The organism is [Flexibacter] sp. ATCC 35103, assembly GCF_001975985.1.
Classification (GTDB): domain Bacteria; phylum Bacteroidota; class Bacteroidia; order Flavobacteriales; family Flavobacteriaceae; genus Flavobacterium.
Map to the genome: position 1 here is coordinate 185,057 of NZ_MTQF01000004.1, position 18,908 is coordinate 203,964.

The following is an 18,908-nucleotide window of genomic DNA, read 5'->3' on the forward strand; positions in this document are numbered from 1 at the left end:
TTTATTTGAAGAAGTTACTCTTAATTAAATCTAACCAATTTATCGTTTTTTCAAAGGTATTCTTTGCTTAATACTTAAAACGCTAAACATTTTATTCGTTTTTACCAAATTACTGTAAAACCTTAAAATTCGTTTTTTGTAAATCAACGGAGTTTCCGCCTACCATTACTTCAAAATCTCCGGGTTCTACAACTCTTTTCATCTCACGATTCCAAAGAGATAATTCATCTGGGGTTAACGTAAATTCTACTTTTTTAATTTCTCCTTTTTTAATAAACAATCTCTTAAAACCTTTTAATGTTTTTCTTGGAGTTGTAACACTACTGTAAACATCATTTATATACAATTGCACTACTTCGTCTCCGTCGTACTTACCTGTGTTTTTAACATCGATACTTACTTTTAATTCTCCGTCGGTTTTGATTGCTGCAGAACTGATTGCAAGATTCGAATATTCGAAAGTGGTATAACTCAAACCGTAACCAAATGTATAAAGCGGATTTTCGCTTTCAGAAACATATCTATGAATCGCAGATGGTTTTTGGTTATAATATATAGGTAACTGCCCAACAGATTTAGGAACGGTAATTGGCAATCTTCCACCCGGATTATAATCTCCAAATAAAACATCGGCAACGGCTCTTCCTCCTGCTTCACCAGGAAACCATCCTTCGATAAGTGCCGGAATATTTTCGCTGATCCAGTTTGTCGAAAGCGGACGTCCGTTTAATAACACACAAACTACCGGAGTTCCCGTTTTCTGGATTGCTTCGATAAGATCTTGCTGCATTCCGTGTAAGTCTAACGAAGCAACGTCTCTGTTTTCTTCAACCAATTCGTTCGATTCTCCCAAAACAACAATCGCAACATCTGCTTTTTTAGCAATGTCGATCGCCGGCTGAAAGTTTACTTTTTCCAGATTCCAACGCAAGTGCGCTCTGGCTCCCCAACCGCCTTCCCACATCTCGATGCGGACTTTGTATTTTTTTCCTGCTTCGATATTTTTTGGTGTCGTAACCATACTTGTAGCACCTTTTGTCCAGTTGTCGATTACCAATTGATCGTCAACCCACATTCTGATTCCGTCATCAGAACTTAAACCTAACCAGCCATCAAAGGATTTATCTGATTTGATATATCCTGTCCAGCGAATCGAGAAATCATCATCTGTAACGCCATCACCCGGAGACCAAGGCCAGTCAAACTCTAACTGATTGTCAATACGTGTTAATGCAGGAGTTCCTTCTACATTTCTGTTATTAAAATATTCTCCTTTTAATCCGTTTTGAGCTTCATCCGGCGTAAATAAATATTTCGACGGGATAATTTGTCCTTTTACAATTAAAGGAACACCTTCTTCATAAAGAACATTTGTTTTTGCACCAACAACTTGTTTAACACCTTCGAGAACTGTTGTTCCAACTTTATTTTTTACAGCATATCCGCCCAATCTTGATGCATCAGCATTTGGTCCGATAACGGCAATAGTTTGAATGTCTTTTTTTAAAGGCAGGATATTATTATCGTTTTTCAATAAAATCATCGATTTATGAGCTGCTTCAAGAGCAACATCCTGATTTTCTTTCGTATGAAAACGTTCTTTGATTAAATTTTTATCCGTGTATGGATTTTCGAATAATCCCAATAAAAATTTAAGTCTTAAAACTCCACCCGCAGCACGATCAATTTGCTCGATTGTCAGTTTCTTTTCGTTTACTAATTCAATGATACTTTGTTGCCAAAACTCATTTGTAAAATCATAAAACTGCATATCGACTCCGGCAGCAACAGCTTCTCTAATGCTTTCTTTTGGAGAATTAGTTACATAATGAGTTGTTTGAAGGTATTTTATAGCACCCAAATCAGAAACTACAATACCTTTAAAACCCCATTCTTTTCTTAAAACATCTGTTAGCAGCCAGTGATTTGCCGCACAAGGAATTCCGTCTAATTCAGAATACGCGCACATCGTTCCTAAAGCGCCGCCTTTTCTAAATGCTTTTTCAAATGACGGAAGATGATCTTCACGAGCAGAACGTTCTCCGACTAAAATTGGAGAAGAATTTCCTCCTGCTTGCGGAATACCGTGAACTGCAAAGTGTTTTGGTTCAGAAATTATAGTACGATCTGATCTTAAATCATCGCCCTGCATTCCCTTAATCATTGCCAGACCAATCTCGCTGTTTAAATACGCATCTTCACCAAAAGTTTCAGCAACCCTTCCCCAACGTGGTTCACGGCCAAGATCTAAATTTGGTCCCAGACCAAAATGAACCCCGTGTGCTCTGGCTTCTGTAGCAATTACTTTACCCACTTTGTCCATTATGCCAGTATCCCATGTTGCGCCTAAACCTATATTCATAGGGAAAGCCGTGCTTCCGTCATCCAGATATCCGTGCAGCATCTCGCACATAATAAGGGCAGGAATTCCCCATTTATTATTTTTAATTACTTCGCTCTGAAGATCATTGATCATTTTTGCCGAACGCGGATAAAGATCATGAATCGCTCCAATTCCTAAATTTCCAATTCTGGGACTTGATTTAGATTTCGAGAAATCTTCTTTTTCTTTAAAAAGTTCCCCTCTGTACATGTCCATTTGGCGCGCTTTTTCCTCCAGACTCATTCGGCTTAACAAGTCTTTCACCCTGTCTTCAACAGGTAATTTTGAATCTTGATAAGGGTATTTCTTCTGCGCATAACTCTGGTTAAAAAAACCTACAGCCATTACGAGTATAATGGCTGTTTTTTTCATTCTTAATTGTAACATAGTTGTGTTGTTTTTAATTTTGAATCACTTTCATTGTTTTTCCATTCACAAAATCTTCGTGCGAAATAAAAAAACTATTATGTGGTTTTCCGTTTACCTCAATCGAATTGATTTTACCATCATTATTTTCTTGTCTTTCGATTACAATACTTTCTTTTTTATAATATCTTGGATCTAATTTGATTGTAATTCTATGAAACATTGGCGTTGTAATGGTATAAATTGGATCTCCCGGCGATATAGGATAAATTCCCATCATGGAATAAACCAACCACGCCGACATTGTTCCGGTATCGTCATTGCCCGGTAATCCTTTCGGTTTGTTTTGAAAATATTCCTGTACCAGTTTTTTAACCATTTCCTGACTCTTCCATTCTTGTCCTTTTACATAATTGAATAAATATGGATAAGCAATGTCAGGTTCGTTTGCCATATCAAATTGTTTGAGATCAAAGACTTTTTGTAACTGATCTGAGAAAACTTTATCGCCGCCCATTAATTTTATATATCCCCTCATATCATGTGGCACCATAAAAGCATATTGCCAGGCATTGCCTTCGATAAAACCAACATTCTCCTGAAAATTAGATCCTGCTTCGGGATCAAAAGGTTCGTACCATTTTCCGTTAGCTGTTCTTGGTCGAAGTAACTTTAAATCTTTATCATATAATTTTTGGTAGGATAACGAACGTTTGGCAAAACGCTTATAATCATCTTTTTCGCCCAATGCTTTCGCTAAAAGTGAAATGGCATAATCTGACGTATTATATTCTAAAGTTGTAGAAACCGGGCCAGGATAACTGGTCGATAAATACCCTTTTTCGATATACTCTTTAAGTCCCGGACGCAACGGATTATCTTCTGTTTTATCTGCACCTTTAAGCATGGCATAATAGGCTCTGTAAATATCAAAATCCTGAATTCCTTTTAAGCAAGCGTCAACTATTACGATACTTGCCGGATCTCCTACCATGGTAAATGTTTCAGTCGAATTTAATTCCCATTTGGGCAGCCAGCCATTTTCATCATACATTTCTAACATGCTTTTTATCATATCAGATTGTTGTTTGGGATAAACCAAAGACGTTAACGGATGCATATTTCGATATGTATCCCACAATGAAAATACGGTATAACGTGTGCCATCTGTTTTACCAATTTTAGTTCTCTTAATTTCCGGATATTGTCCGTTATAATCATTTAAAATATTGGGATGAATTAAGGTGTGATACAAAGCCGTGTAAAAAATCGTTCTGTCATCATTTGAACCTCCTTCTACTAAAATCTTCGAAAGTTCTTCGTTCCATTCGTTATACGTTTCTTTATAAACGTCATCAAATGATTTCTTTCCGGTTTCTTTTTCTAAGTTTTCACGGGCATTTTCGATACTAACGTAAGAGATTCCTACTTTAACTTCTACTGTTTCCTGTTTGTCGAATTTATACGTAAAGTAACTTCCAATACTATCGCCAACCACTGTTTTAATGGTATTTTCCATCATTCTGGCTTTTCCATTATAACCCATCCATTGTGCTTCGACACCATTATATTTTGGTGTTTTTTTCCAAACGCCAAATTTATCTGCAGGTTTAGAAAATTTAGCTACAAAATAAACAGGATAAGCATCTTCAGGACTATTATAACAAAATGAACCAACGGAACGCATTCCTTCAATTTCTGTAGGTGAAACGACTTTTATCATCGCTCCCTCTTCATTGGTTAATCCTAAACCCAGGTTTAATAAAATATTCGATTGTCCTTTTGGGAAAGTGAATCTGCTTACGCCTACTCTCGTTGAAGCTGTAAATTCGCCTTTTACTTTATACTTATCAATATTTACGCTGTAAAAAGCTGCTTTTGCAATTTCATTCGAGTAATTTGAACCGTATTTTAAATGATCGATTTCTACTTTTCCTGTTGTAGGCATTAGTAAAATAACGCCCAGTTCAGGACAACCAACTCCGCTTAAATTAACCTGACTAAATCCGGTTAAAAAATTATTCTCGTTTACGTAAGGATTCGACAACCATTGGCTGTCTTTTTCCATTGGGGTATTTTTTTGCCCGGCAACATTAAACGGGCTAATACTTGCCATCCCGCGTGGTGCAATTGGTCCGGGAAAAGCAGCTCCGTAATTAGAAGTTCCGATAAACGGATTTACATAATCCACCGGACTCTGTTGTGCAAAAATACTTATGCTAAAAAACAGTATGTAAAAAATACATACTGTTTTAAGGTGTTTTGTTTTATTTAAAAACATAATAATTTCTATCTGTTAATAGCTTCAATTTTTAAAGTCCATGCTTCTTTACACGGCAAATTTTTTCTTAGGCTTTCCGGAATTACCACTTTAAATCCTTGTGCCTCTTTTGTCCATTTAAGAGCAGTTTTAGAACCTAACATCGTAATTTTTGTTCCTTTTTTAGGATTGATCGATTTTACAATTACTTCTGCAGGAATTTTATCTTCTCCTTCTTTTGCCAAATAAAACAAAAATACGTTTCCTGTTTTATTTTGCGTCATACAAATATTATCTTCTTTAAAAGGTTCAATGGGTTTTGTGTCATAAATTGCTGAGCTGTTTACTTTCATCCAGTCTGCATAAGCTGCCAGTAAATCATAAGCGCCTTGCTGCCATTCACCTTCCGGACTTGGCGCAACGTTCAATAATAAGTTTCCGCCTTTTGCCACAATATCAACCAGCATATGAATACCTTGTCTTCCGGTCATGTATGTTGCGTCTGGAGAATACGACCATCCGCCACCAGAGGTAATACAAGATTCCCAAGGATAAGGAAGCGTTTTTGCAGGAACGCGACCTTCAGGTGTCAGGTAATTTTGATTTTTACCGTGAACAGCTCTGTCAACAACAATTAATCCCGGTTGTTTCTGACGTGCTTTTGCAACCAATTCGTCCATTTTAGGATCCTGATCTACAACTCTGTGTTTGATGAAACCATTTTTAGATTCATTTTCAGCAAACTTTTCATCATAGTTCTCTTTTAAGTTTTGTTGGTCTCTTTTTCTAACCCATCCTCCGTCTAACCAAAGAATATCTACTTTACCGTAATTTGTAAGGATTTCTAAGATTTGATTGTGTGTAAAATCAACATATTTCTGCCATTTTTCAGGATATAATGACGGATCATAATTTACATTTCTGTCGAAAGGAGGAAAATAAGGATCCCAGTAATTTTCGTTATGCCAGTCCGGTTTAGAAAAATAAGCTCCGGTTGAGATATTTTCGGCTCTAAAAGCATTAAAAACTTCTTTCAAAATATCCGCTTTCGGATTCGTGCTGTAAGGACAAGCTGGATCTGTTACTTTATAATCAGAATATTTTGTATCATACATATTAAATCCGTCATGGTGTTTTGTAGTGAAAACCATGTATTTCATTCCTGCTGCTTTTGCTGCTTTTGCCCATTTTACAGGATCAAATTTGGTTGGATTAAATGTTTTTTTCAATCCTTCATAATCTTTTACATATTGATTATAATTAGCCGGATTGCTGCCTTTTTTACGTTCGCACCATCCATAATCTTCCGGACAAATAGACCATGATTCTACGATTCCCCATTGGCTGTAAGTTCCCCAGTGCATTAACAATCCAAACTTTTTACCCTGCCATTGTTCTAAATTCTTTAACACAGCCGGATCCGTCTCCGGTACATAGCGCTCATCTTCATAAATGGCCTGCGAAAACATTTGAACTGAAAATAATATCGCAATTATGAATATTCCTCTTTTCATCTTTATTCTATTTTATGGTTTTCTTTTTGTTTTTTGGTTTATTTTTTTAACACATAGAGACATCGTTGATAGCTTTTAAAAGGCGTTTCACTTGTATTAACAATCATAGCTATGTGTAAAAAACTAGTTTTTTTTAAAATCTCTTTTTATACACTTCGCAAAATAAATCTATGTTACTATGTGTTTAAAATTTATGCGTAATTCATCTAATTTATTCTGTTTTTTGTCATTTCGACCAAAGGGAGAAATCACACTGGAAATTCTGCAAAGTAAAGGACAATCCTGGTCGGGTTTCGTGTGTGATCCCTCGTTCCTTGGGATGACAAAATTGTGATAAAATATGTTGTTCTTAATTCACTAAAATCTCATCGACAAACAACCACGAAGATTCTCCTTTTGGGCTTTTCTTCAGGTTAACGGCGATTACTTTTACAAATCTCGTATTTACTTTTGGAAAATTGATTTTGAAATCTTTCAATTCCGAAGTTACATTTGCAGCATACGGACGTGAAATTTTCCCTATTTCCTGATATTTGATTCCATCATTAGAAATTAAAACCTTGATTTTTACTGGAAAATTAACTCCTGAACCCTGACTTTCTAAAGTTCCTACAATTACCTGCTCTATACTTTCCTTCGTTCCCAGATCAACCACAACTTCCATATCATTTACCAGCCATGCCTGCCATTGTCCGTCATGGAAATTTTTTGATCCTCTGATTGTATTTGCTAAAGTAAAAGGTCCGTCGCCTTTATAATTGTCATTAAATGGCGTTAGGTAATTTACTTTATGCGCAACGGCTTTATGAAATATAATGGTGTCTGTAAACGTTTTACCAACCGGTTTTTCATTTTGAAACAACGACGCTTTTAAAACTGTTGTTTCAGTAAACTGAATTGGATTTGTATATTTTAAAGCATTATGATCTATATTTTTATCACCTAAAACATATCGAATATCCGGATTTGGAAATTCATTTTTCAACGTAACATTAATTTGTTTTTTAGTCAAATCTGCGTTTGAAGAGGCTGTAACTAAATAAGCACTTTTTGCATAATTGATTCCCAAATAATCATAACGTTTTAGCATTGGTGCTAATCTTGTCGTAAAATCATTCCAGTTCCTGCTTTCCTTATTACTCCATAAAACTTCAGACAAAGCCGCTAATCTCGGGAAAATCATGTATTCTGAATCCTTTGGTCCCGCAAGATGTTCTGCCCATAAATTGGCCTGACCACCCAAAACATGATTCGCTTCCTGAGGTGTCATTGTGGGTACAACAGGATCAAACTCGTAGACTTTGCTTAACGGAGTATACGCATCAAAAGCTAAAGGTTCTTCGTTTTGTGGTCCCTGGTAAAAATTAAAATAACAGTGCGATTCCGGCGTCATAATAACATCATGTCCCTGTTCTGTAGCTTCAACTCCGCCTTTTGTACCTCTCCAGCTCATTACTGTAGCTTCAGGCGCTAAACCTCCTTCAAGAATTTCATCCCAGCCAATTACTTTTTTACCTTTAGAATTAATGTATTTCTCCATTCTTTTTACAAAGTAACTCTGCAATTCATGTACATCTTTCAAACCATTATCCTTCATTCTTTTTTGACAATGAGGACATTTTTCCCAATTGGTTTTCGTGGCTTCGTCCCCGCCAATATGAATGTATTTTGAAGGGAAAATAGTGATAACCTCATCAATCACATTTTGCAAAAACTCAAAAGTAGTTTCTTTTCCTGCACAATAAATATCTGTAATAGGCCATAATCCGCCTGACGGAACACCAATTCGCTGATCAAAACAAGCCAGTTCCGGATACGATGCAATCGCAGAACTTACGTGCGCCGGCATTTCGATTTCTGGAATTACTTCGATGTTTTTTGTTGCAGCGTATTTTACGATTTCTTTTAATTCTTCCTGAGTAAAAAAGCCTCCATATGTTCCTTTTTCATCCGGGTTTGTGGTCAGTCTTGCATTCCAGGACACATTTTCCTGATCGACTCTCCACGCTCCAACTTCGGTTAATTTTGGATATTTTTTAATTTCAATTCTCCAACCCTGATCGTCAACTAAGTGCAAATGCAAAACATTCATTTTGTGCATTGCCAAACGATCTATAGTTTCCATTATATAATTTTTATCAAAAAAATGACGCGATAAATCGAGCATCAAACCTCTCCATTTAAAACGAGGTTCATCTGTAATGGTAACATTAGGAATCTGCCATTTTTCTGATGTTACGGCATATTTGCTTTCAATCGCAACCGGAAGCAATTGCCTGATCGTTTCCAAACCATAAATAAAACCGGCATTTCCGTTTGCTGTAATCGTAATACTATTATTAATTACGTCTAATTTATAAGCTTCTTTATGAAAAGCCGGATCTACCTTAAACTGAATAAAATTACGTTGTGGCGCTTTTGTTCCTAAAACCGGACTAAATCCTGCTGCAATTTGAAACTTACTGATTAAGGCATTCGAAATATCTTTTTGAAAATCTGTATTGGCAACAAAAACGGTATTTTTAGAAAACTCAAAAGTTCCGGATTGCAGCAACAACTGATTCGGTTTAGGGATAATGTGAATGTCTTTATCCGTATATATTTTTTGACTGTAACCCAAACTTAAAACAGTAAAGAAGATTAAGACAAATAGTGGTTTTAATGTTCTCATAATTATTATTTTAAAGAGGGTGTTAGTTTAAATTGATATTGATAATTTTTATCTCTAAGTAAGTATTTTTCCATTGGCCAGGCTTGCCAGCTGTCGATTCCGCCTACGCCCATTTGTTTATAATCGATTTTTAAACTCGTTAAATCTCTTTCTTTCAATTCGGCTGCGTGTCTTTGGTCTTTTTGCAATCCGTCGTCCAGATCTTCATTTAAATAATGTAAAGCGGTCACGGCCAACAATTCATCAGATGTAACTGTTAATTTCAATTTATCTCCTGATAATTCTAAAAAGCGTACATCTGTTTTATTTCCGGTTTCCTGCGGACGGATATAGGGATAATATTGTTCTGAAACGGTTTGTGTATAAAGCCCGACTTTTGAGCTGTAATTTCTGTCGATATAATTTTCGTGTGGTCCTCTACCGTAATACGTCATATTGCTAAAATCCTTTGGAACAATTACTTCCATACCAAATCTGGGTAAAATTGGCTGTTCTTTGGTTTTATCGATATTTAAAACTTCTTTTACGACTAATTCTCCATTTCCGTTAAATTCATAATTCAGTTCTAAAGTCGAAGAAACCTGAGGCAGACTATACGTTGCTTTTACCAGGATTTTATTGTCTTTTGTGGCAGAAAACGTCCAGTTTATAAGCGTAGGATTATCTGTTGCATCTTTCCAGGCCTTTAAATTGATCTGAAAATTAGCTCCAAAATCATTATCATTCGGCGCTCTCCAAAGGTTTGGACGCAATTGATAACCCTCTTTTATAATTGGAAGATTATTATAAGAATATCCACTAATAAATCCGGTCTTTTTATCGAAAGTGATTTCGGCTTTATCACTTTTAAAAAATGTACTGTTTGCTTTTTTCTCTACCGTAATTTTTGATGCACCATCGATTTTTACATCATTTTTCCAGGCTCCTTTATACGCCAATTGTTCAGTTGCAATTTCGAAACCTTTTGGTAAAAGCGGTTCCTCTTGTTTTAACTGATAACTGATATTTATAAAAGCTTCCTGAAATTTTTTATCGCCTAACTTAATAGGCAAAGTATATGTTTTAGATTGCGTAGGATCGATTGCCAGATAATCGATAACTCCTGTATCTTGTGTAACTCCGTCCAGAATTAATTTCCAATGCAAAGTCACATTGCTTAAATCTTTAAACGAGAATTCATTGTACACCTTTATAGTTGCAGTTTCTTTATTTTCCCAGGAAGTCAGGATATTTTGCATTACGTTTTTTACTTCAAAAGCATGCGGATTTGGTTTTCTGTCTACTGTAAATACCCCATTATTAACGAAGTTATTATCGCTTTTAACATCTTTTGGACCAAAATCTCCTCCGTAGGCCAGAATTTTAGTTCCGTCTGGTTGTGTTTTATAAACTGACTGATCGATCATATCCCAAATAAATCCGCCCTGAAAGTTAGGATATTTACGAATCACATCCCAATAATCCTTAAAATTTCCCATCGAATTTCCCATTGCGTGAGCATATTCGCACTGAATATAAGGTCGTGACGGATTTGGGTTTGCCAGAATATATTCTTCCATTTTATTAGGCGAACTGTACATTGGGTCGATAATATCAGAATCCCATTCGAATTTTAAATCCTTTCCGTCCCAAGCTCCGGCTGTTGCTCTTTCGTACTGGATTGGTCTTGATTTATCACGGTTTTTAATCCACAAATAACCTCTGTAAAAGTTATAACCGTTTCCGGCTTCATTACCCATACTCCAGATAATAATCGAACTATGATTTTTATCTCTTTCGATCATACGCTGCATACGCTGAATGTGCGCCAACTCCCAATCGGGCTTGTTTCCCAGTGTTTTGGTAATATCATACCCCATTCCGTGTGATTCTATGTTAGCTTCATCAACCACATAAATACCATATTTATCACATAATTCGTAGAAATATTCATCGTTAGGATAATGCGACATTCTTACCGCATTGATATTAAATTCTTTCATGATTTTAATATCCTGCTCCATTCTTTCTCTTGAAATCGTTTGTCCTGTTACCGGGTCTACTTCATGACGGTTTACTCCTTTTATATAAATTGCTTTTCCGTTTACTAAAAGTTGTCCGCCTTTTATTTCTACTTTTCTAAAACCAACATTCTGATTGATTACCTCAACAACAGTTCCTTTTTTATCTTTTAAAAGAAAACTCACCTGATATAAATTCGGAATTTCAGCGCTCCATTTCTTCGGATTATTTACAGCAAAATCAAAAGTTTGTTTTTCGCTTAAAGCGGAAATATTTTTTGAAGCAATGATTTTGTCTCCATCTTTGAGCTGAACGTCTAAATTATAGTAGTCTTTTTTATTTAAATCAGAGAATTCAGTTGAGATTTTTAAAGTTCCGTTTACGTAAGAAGCGTCTAAATCCGGAATAATTTCATAATCTTTTAAATGTGTTTTATTTCTGGCTACCAAATAAGAATCTCTGGTAATACCGCTCATTCGCCACATATCCTGACATTCTAAATACGAACCGTCGTTCCATTTCATTACTTGTAAAACGATGGTGTTTTTACCCGTTTTTACATATTTATTTAAATTAAATTCAGACGGCAATTTTCCATCTTCGCCATATCCTACATAAACGCCGTTTACCCAAACCGTAAGATTTGATTTTGCGGTACCAACATGAAGAAAAATATCTTTACCTTCCCAGGATTTATCGATGGTAATCTCTCTTCTGTAAACTCCGGTCGGGTTGTATTTTGTGGGTACAAAAGGCGGATTTGGCGCCATTAAATAATCAAAATCATAAGTTGTATTAACATAAACCGGATATCCGTAACCGTTTACATCCCAGCTTGCCGGAATCCTAAAATTATCCCACGACTTATCATTAAAATTGCTTTTCTCAAAATCCTTTGGAAGAATGCCCGGATTATCCACGTATTTAAATTTCCATGCTCCGTTTATATCCAGATAATTTTTAGACTGTCGCCATTCATTTTTGTTCGCCAATACTTCATTTTCAAAAACATAATAAGCAGCATGCATGGGTTCTCTATTATCTTCATTGATTTTTTCGTTCTGCCAGAACGGAACTTTTTCCTGTGCCTGTACAGCTACAACTGAAGTAATTAATAAGGATAATATGGATATTGTTTTTTTCATTCTTTATTTTTTTATTCTCTGTGTATTTGCGAGTTGGAAATCTCAAAGTTTGTCATTTCGACCGACGGGAGAAATCACACTATTGTGTTCAATCTTCATTCTTTTCAACGGATTAAAATCCGTTGCTACAAAATAATTCGTTCCTCCGGAACTCTACAATCGAGTCTTAGGCTCGAAACATATTGTAGGAATGGATTTTAATCCATCCATTGCAATTACAAAGCTTTTGAACATTAACTATTTATCCCACGACATTTTAAATTTTGCATCTTCCATTCTGTGTCCTTTTTCGTCATCAGAAACGGCGTAGTTAAAACCGGATCTAAGACTGTAACCTGCATGTTCTCCGTTTTTATTCAAAGCAATAAATCCTACTTGCAGATATTCCATATCTTTATGGTTTTTATGTTTGTTGTAAATACGTTCTGTAATTTCTTTGCAGGCATCAAAAGGCGATTTTCCCTGACGCATTAATTCGACCACCATTGCGCTTCCTGCGGTTCTTATTACGGCTTCACCCAAACCTGTTGCAGCAGCAGCACCTACTTCGTTGTCCAGAAAAAGACCCGCGCCGATGATTGGGGAGTCACCGACGCGACCATGCATTTTCCAGGCAGCTCCACTTGTGGTACAGCCTCCGGAAAGATTACCGTCTTGATCCAACATTAGCATGCTTATGGTATCGTGATTTTCTATATTAATAACCGGTTTGTATTTTGAATCTTCCAGCCATTTTTTCCAGTCTTTTTCAGATTCCGGAGTAAGTAAATTTTCTTCTTTAAATCCTTCAGACAATGCAAATTGCAAAGCTCCTTGTCCGGCTAACATTACGTGCGGTGTATTTTGAAGTACTCTTTTTGCAACGGAAATTGGATGCATAATACCTTGTAAAAAACAAACTGATCCGCAATTGCTGTTATGATCCATGATACAGGCATCAAGGGTTACTTTTCCTTCACGGTCCGGATATCCGCCATAACCTACACTGCGAACATTAGGATCTGCTTCTGGAATTTTCATGCCGGCTTCGATAGCATCCAGAGCTGGTTTCCCGGCTTTTAATTGTTTCCAGCTTTCCTGATTTGCAGGCAAACCATGATTCCATGTTGAAATAATGACAGGCTTTTTTATTTTTTTTGAAGGAAATTTTAAAACACCTTCTTTTTCATCTTCCTGATTTTTCGCAAATCCGCTAAAGCCCATAACAGAAGTTACTGCTAATGTACCTAAAGTGGCTTTTTTGATAAAATTTCTTCTGTTTGACATGCTGCTTACTTTTAAATGGAATCTGATATTTTTTATTCTTTTTCACACATTTAAACTATGTTTCTATGTGTTTAATACTTATTTCAAACTTGCTTTTGTTTCTCTGATCGTTTTCAAATTACTTTCTGTCAAAGCGTTTCCGTCGAAGAATGAAACACCCACTGCTCCATTTTCTTTGGCCAGTAAAATAGCTTCCTTCAGTTCTTTATCGTTTTTTAATCCCGGAATATAAATTCCTGTATTGATTTTCGTTTTTTTATCTTCCAGATCCGCAACACCTTGTTTTGTAGCATATCCAACCCAGTCAATTTCTTCATTATAAAAACTATGGTAAATCATTGGGTAAACTTCGTCGATATTCCATTTATCCCAGCGCTGGCGCACCATATGATCTGCCATTTCCGGATAAGGAAAAACTGCTGCCGTTAGTTGTTTATTGTGTTTGTGTGCAATTTTGTACGCATCATCAACAACTGCTTTTATGGCATTTAGCCTAAAGTTTTTCCACTCCATATCAATCGAAGTATTGTGGCTTGTTTTCGGGTTTTTATGGTGGATTTTTTCGAATGCTTTTACACATTCATCACAATAACAAAAATCGAATTGAGGTAATTCTGTATCCTGAACCAAATTGTATTTTGGCAATAAACTTATTGGTAAAAAAATGTCCGGAAAACGAATATAATCTAAGTGTACACTTTCTACGCCTTCTACTTTTGCCAATTCTTCCACTAAATTTAAAACGTGTTCTCTGGATTCTTTTCTGGTTGGGCATAACCATTGGTAATAATCTACATAAGGGCGATTATCAAAACATGATTTTCCTTCTTTGCTAACCTGATACCATTCCGGGTGTTTTAATGCTACAGCATCATCCGGTCTGTTCATGGCCATAATCCAGGCATGAACTTTTAAGCCTTCTTTTGTGGCTAACGGTACTAATTTTTTTAAAAGTTCAGGATCTGTTTTCGTATTTATTAATACCTCATCGATTCCGCCTTCTTTATATTTTTTAAATTCTTTTGTATATTCAGCGTCAGATTTTTTGGGATCTGCCGTTGTCCAGACTCCAAATTTAAAATTGGTTTGTTCTTCTTTTTTAGCGCACGAAAAAATAGTAAGTGCGAATAAAAAAAGTAATAGTTTTGGTAGTTTCATAGTGGTTTATTTTTGTATTATTTTGCCATCTTGCCTGATAATAAAGGTTTGATTAGAAAATGGACTTTTTACTGAGATGTTATATCCAGAAGCGTGATTTTCTATTATTGGTTTTAAAATCTTACCGGCAACGCTGATGGTTTCTTTGGTAAGATCTGTTACTGATTTTGCCCAGACTTTATTTTTTTCATAATATTCTTTTTGAAATCTGTACAGGTTATAAAGTTCCCATTTTACTTTTTCGTCCTGCGGAATGGTAAAGTTGTCCTTGCCTTCTTTGGAAGAAAAATAAACATATCCCCATTTTTCCGGTTCATGCATATTGATGACACCCATTGGCGACCAAACCCAATTGTACTCCGGCAAGAACTTTCCGGTGGCATCTTTTTTACGTTCATAACTTCCGTTTGTAATCTCATGCTGCCAATTTACCCGTGAAAAATTAACTCTCCAAAACTTATCGACAGGAACATTTTTGTCAAAATAAGATGTTTTATAAGATGCCCAGGGAATCGCCATTTCTAATACCCAACCCTGATCGATATCGTTGGGATTATTTAGCGTTCCGTTAATTTTTACCGCTGATTTCAGACCTGGAATATTCCAGTCATTTAAAACAACATTATCATTTTCTCTGTAAGGTTTTGACAAAAACAGATCCCAGGCTGTATTTAAGGCATTTATTTCTAATTCATAATAGTTAAAAGTGTCGCTGTCAGGATCTATAAAAACTTCAAAATCGTTGTTGTAAAAAATAATGGTATCACGTTGTTTTAAATTTGCCCAAACATGCGGTTCTTCAATTTTTGCTAAAATATAAAAATTGGTTTCATCCCAGAGCATTTTAACTTTTGTTGCATATTTTGGTTTTATATTATTTTCTATATCTTCAAAAAGATCAGTCCATTCTGTTTTATTCCAGGAAGCATCATTTTCTTCTCCGTCGATTGTAATTGGGGTTGTAGTTTTTGCGGCAACATAAGTTTTTGGCACAATGGTTTTCTTCGATTGTGAGAAACCCACAATCGAAAGAAAGCCTAAAACTACTAACCATTGAATTTTTAAACGCATGCTTTTTATTATAAACTATTATCTTTTGTAAACTGAATCACTTCACTTAATTTACCAAATGCTATTGCTACAACAGTATCTGCTGCGCCATAATAAACGGCTAATTTATCTTGTTCGATATCATGCAAAGCAGCACAAGGAAAAACAACATTTGCTACGTCTCCAACTGTTTCATAAATTTCTGCAGGTCCTAATAAATACGGCTGCGTTCTGTATTTTACCTGATCCGGTGAATCTATATCTAAAAGTGCTGATCCCATTGCATAACGAAACCCGTTGCAGGTATTGATAACTCCGTGGTAGATCATTAACCAGCCTTCATCTGTTAAGATAGGAATTGGTCCTGCCCCAACTTTAGTACATTGCCATGCACTTTGCTCAAAAGGAGATGGTTTCATTACTAAACGGTGTTCTCCCCAATATTTCATATCCGGGCTGTAACTAATCCAGATATCTCCAAATGGTGTATGACCATTATCACTCGGACGGCTTAACATGGCATATTTTCCGTTTATTTTTTGCGGGAACAAAACCCCATTTCTGTTGAAAGGCAAAAAGGCATTTTCGCACTGAAAAAACTCTTTAAAATCAAACGTATATCCAATACCAATTGTGGGTCCGTTGTACCCGTTACACCACGTGATCCAGTAACGATCTTCGATAAAAACAACACGCGGATCATATTTATAAGCTGATTCGATCATATCTGTATTTCCGGATTGCATTACAATTGGTTCATGATTAATGTCCCAATCGATTCCGTTTTTACTGAAACCGGCAAAAATATTCATTTGCACCGCTTTGTTATCACATCTGAAAACACCCGCAAATCCGTCTTCAAAAGGAACAACTGCACTATTAAAAATACTGTTTGATGAGGGAATTGCATATCTGTCAATAATAGGATTTTCAGAATATCTCCACATTACGTCATTGCTGTTTTCGGGTCTGTCTTGCCAAGGAATAGTACTCATTTTGTTTGTTTTTATTATAGTTTGTTTTTTTGTCTAAGCTTTGTCGTTTTTAAACACATAGAATCATAGTTTAGTAAACCGCTTAAAAAAGGCGTTTCACTTTACATTAACAATCATAGCTATGTGTGAGAAACCAGTTTCTTTTTATTTTCTAATTATCTAATTGACTAATTATCTAATTAACTAATCTTCTATTTTTCGAACTTTATCCAGCCAAGTAAACTTCAATATTGTTGTAGTCACTAAAAATACAATTAATGCCGTAATGGCTTTTGGATAATCTCTGATGATAAAAAATATCGGCAATAAAATCATGCTCGATTGCCACACAATTCCGATGACGCAATTGAGCATATCTTTCCAGAAATCATTGTTTTTTTCGAAAGCCTGATCTTCGATTTTTAATGTTTTGTAAACCGGATTCCACCATCCCCAAGGTCTTACATTGGTATAAAATGATTTGAGGACTTCAATATCTGTTGGCTTACTTAAGAATGTTCCTAAAAGGCATCCTAAAATAGAGAATCCAAATATTATAGGAAAAAGATAAATGGCCTGAACTTGTGCCAAGTCATATAAAAGTGATCCTTCGGATAAACTTCCTTTGGCCTGACCTAAAGCAAATTGTAACGACGCTACAACTAATCCGGCGAACATTCCCCAGAAATAACCCCAGCCGTTAAATCTCCACCAAATCCACTTTAAGAAATTTGCTGCCACATAACCTCCGTATAAAGCGCTGGTAATCCATAAGGTTAATGAATTAATCGAGTCTGCAAAGAATCCCATAAAAACACCAAGACCTACAACCAGAAAAGAAGAAATCTGACTTACTTTTATATAATGCTGATTTGTAGCAACGGGTTTGAAGTATTTTTTATAAATATCATTTACAATATAAGCTGGTCCTGCATTTACAAAAGCAGAGAATCCGGACATAAATGCGGCTAATAAACCTGCAAGAAGAATTCCTTTTATTCCTACCGGAATATATAAATTAACCACTTTTGGCATTAATAATTCCAGATCTGCTCCGGTTAAACCGGTGTTTGCGTTTAACTCCGGTGCTAAATTCACCAATGCAATTACTACGATTCCTGTAATTAATAAATATCTTGGAATGAATAAAATCAAATTGGTAAATCCACTCATATAAGCGGCTTCTTTTACAGATTTTGTAGAAAGAATTCTTTGTAAATCATAACTTGGGGTAGGTCCTGCAATACTGGCAAAAAAACCTTTGAACAAAGTCATCCCGATAAAAGCGCCAAACATTTTGTATCCTTCGGAATCTATTAAATTATTAAAGGTTTGAAATTTATCACTCCATTGAGTTTCAAACTGCCAACCAAAGAAAACATTTTTCCATTCTTCGGTAATAACCGAATTTATCTGAAGATCTGTATAATTGATAAAAGCGTATCCGGCAATTAAAACACCGGCAATAATCATGATTAAATATTGTACAACCTCTGTGGCAACTACAGAAAACATTCCGCCTTTTACGGTATAAATCGTAGTCAAAAGTATAATAATCAAGGCATAAGAACGTTCCGAAGTCAATAAAATTAAATCGCCATAATGAAGCGTTAAATCCCACGGAAGAATAATGGTTACAAATTTCCCGATTCCTTCAAAAAAGTATGCGATAAAACCAATGGTAGATATTATGGCAAAAATGGCTACTATAATATGGGATGCTTTTCCGGCTCTGTCGCTTCCAAAACGGGTTAAAATCCACTCAGAACCTGTCATTACTTTTGATCTTCTGATCCATACTGCCAGAAACATCATTACAAAAATCTGATTCCATATGGGCCAAAGCCACATAAACATAAAACTTTTTACTCCGTATAAAAATAGTACGCCAATCATCCAGGAAGTTCCTGAAACGTCAAACATTCCTGATCCGTTGCTCAGTCCTAAAAAATACCACTTGATTGTTTTTCCGCCCAGGAAATAATCATCTAATCCTTTTGATGCTTTTCTTGAAATCCAAATTCCTATTCCTACTGAGAGTAGAATATATGCTACGATTATCGATACGTCAATTATATCCATTAATTTTTTGTTTGTTGGTTAGTTACGGTTTGTTTTTA

10 protein-coding genes are annotated in these 18,908 nt (G+C 35.7%); all 10 read right to left on the bottom strand.

Annotated features, from left to right (window positions below):
- Positions 1–109: 109 nt before the first annotated feature.
- Positions 110–2,770, bottom strand: coding sequence for a glycoside hydrolase family 3 N-terminal domain-containing protein (locus tag BXU01_RS08830; protein WP_083692838.1), 2,661 nt, complete (start codon positions 2,768–2,770; stop codon positions 110–112).
- A gap of 13 nt (positions 2,771–2,783) precedes the next feature.
- On the bottom strand, positions 2,784–5,030 hold the full coding sequence (locus BXU01_RS08835; RefSeq protein WP_083692839.1) for a GH92 family glycosyl hydrolase: 2,247 nt from the start codon (positions 5,028–5,030) through the stop codon (positions 2,784–2,786).
- Between the two features lie 8 nt (positions 5,031–5,038).
- A complete protein-coding gene (locus BXU01_RS08840; protein ID WP_083692840.1) occupies positions 5,039–6,523 on the bottom strand; it encodes an alpha-L-fucosidase in 1,485 nt (494 codons plus the stop codon).
- A 349-nt stretch (positions 6,524–6,872) separates the two neighbouring features.
- Positions 6,873–9,194, bottom strand: a complete 2,322-nt coding sequence (locus BXU01_RS08845; RefSeq protein ID WP_083692841.1) for a family 20 glycosylhydrolase — start codon at positions 9,192–9,194, stop codon at positions 6,873–6,875.
- A 5-nt stretch (positions 9,195–9,199) separates the two neighbouring features.
- Positions 9,200–12,340 (bottom strand): glycoside hydrolase family 2 TIM barrel-domain containing protein, encoded by a 3,141-nt coding sequence (locus BXU01_RS08850; protein WP_083692842.1) that lies wholly within the window; start codon positions 12,338–12,340, stop codon positions 9,200–9,202.
- Between the two features lie 237 nt (positions 12,341–12,577).
- The gene (locus tag BXU01_RS08855; RefSeq protein WP_083692843.1) at positions 12,578–13,606 is read right to left on the bottom strand and encodes an isoaspartyl peptidase/L-asparaginase family protein; all 1,029 of its coding nucleotides are present in this window, start codon (positions 13,604–13,606) and stop codon (positions 12,578–12,580) included.
- A gap of 78 nt (positions 13,607–13,684) precedes the next feature.
- A complete protein-coding gene (locus BXU01_RS08860; RefSeq protein ID WP_083692844.1) occupies positions 13,685–14,764 on the bottom strand; it encodes a putative glycoside hydrolase in 1,080 nt (359 codons plus the stop codon).
- Positions 14,765–14,770: 6 nt separating this feature from the next.
- On the bottom strand, positions 14,771–15,835 hold the full coding sequence (locus BXU01_RS08865; RefSeq protein ID WP_083692845.1) for a carbohydrate-binding family 9-like protein: 1,065 nt from the start codon (positions 15,833–15,835) through the stop codon (positions 14,771–14,773).
- Between the two features lie 8 nt (positions 15,836–15,843).
- Positions 15,844–16,809, bottom strand: coding sequence for a glycoside hydrolase family 130 protein (locus BXU01_RS08870; RefSeq protein ID WP_083692846.1), 966 nt, complete (start codon positions 16,807–16,809; stop codon positions 15,844–15,846).
- Positions 16,810–16,992: 183 nt separating this feature from the next.
- Positions 16,993–18,870, bottom strand: a complete 1,878-nt coding sequence (locus BXU01_RS08875) for a sodium:solute symporter family protein (RefSeq protein WP_083692847.1) — start codon at positions 18,868–18,870, stop codon at positions 16,993–16,995.
- Positions 18,871–18,908: the final 38 nt, after the last annotated feature.

What these genes read in the sequence shown, in the direction of transcription:
- BXU01_RS08830 (WP_083692838.1), bottom strand. Translation starts at nt 2,770, where the DNA reads ATGTTACAATTAAGAATGAAAAAAACAGCCATTATACTCGTAATGGCT.
- BXU01_RS08835 (WP_083692839.1), bottom strand. Translation starts at nt 5,030, where the DNA reads ATGTTTTTAAATAAAACAAAACACCTTAAAACAGTATGTATTTTTTAC.
- BXU01_RS08840 (WP_083692840.1), bottom strand. Translation starts at nt 6,523, where the DNA reads ATGAAAAGAGGAATATTCATAATTGCGATATTATTTTCAGTTCAAATG.
- BXU01_RS08845 (WP_083692841.1), bottom strand. Translation starts at nt 9,194, where the DNA reads ATGAGAACATTAAAACCACTATTTGTCTTAATCTTCTTTACTGTTTTA.
- BXU01_RS08850 (WP_083692842.1), bottom strand. Translation starts at nt 12,340, where the DNA reads ATGAAAAAAACAATATCCATATTATCCTTATTAATTACTTCAGTTGTA.
- BXU01_RS08855 (WP_083692843.1), bottom strand. Translation starts at nt 13,606, where the DNA reads ATGTCAAACAGAAGAAATTTTATCAAAAAAGCCACTTTAGGTACATTA.
- BXU01_RS08860 (WP_083692844.1), bottom strand. Translation starts at nt 14,764, where the DNA reads ATGAAACTACCAAAACTATTACTTTTTTTATTCGCACTTACTATTTTT.
- BXU01_RS08865 (WP_083692845.1), bottom strand. Translation starts at nt 15,835, where the DNA reads ATGCGTTTAAAAATTCAATGGTTAGTAGTTTTAGGCTTTCTTTCGATT.
- BXU01_RS08870 (WP_083692846.1), bottom strand. Translation starts at nt 16,809, where the DNA reads ATGAGTACTATTCCTTGGCAAGACAGACCCGAAAACAGCAATGACGTA.
- BXU01_RS08875 (WP_083692847.1), bottom strand. Translation starts at nt 18,870, where the DNA reads ATGGATATAATTGACGTATCGATAATCGTAGCATATATTCTACTCTCA.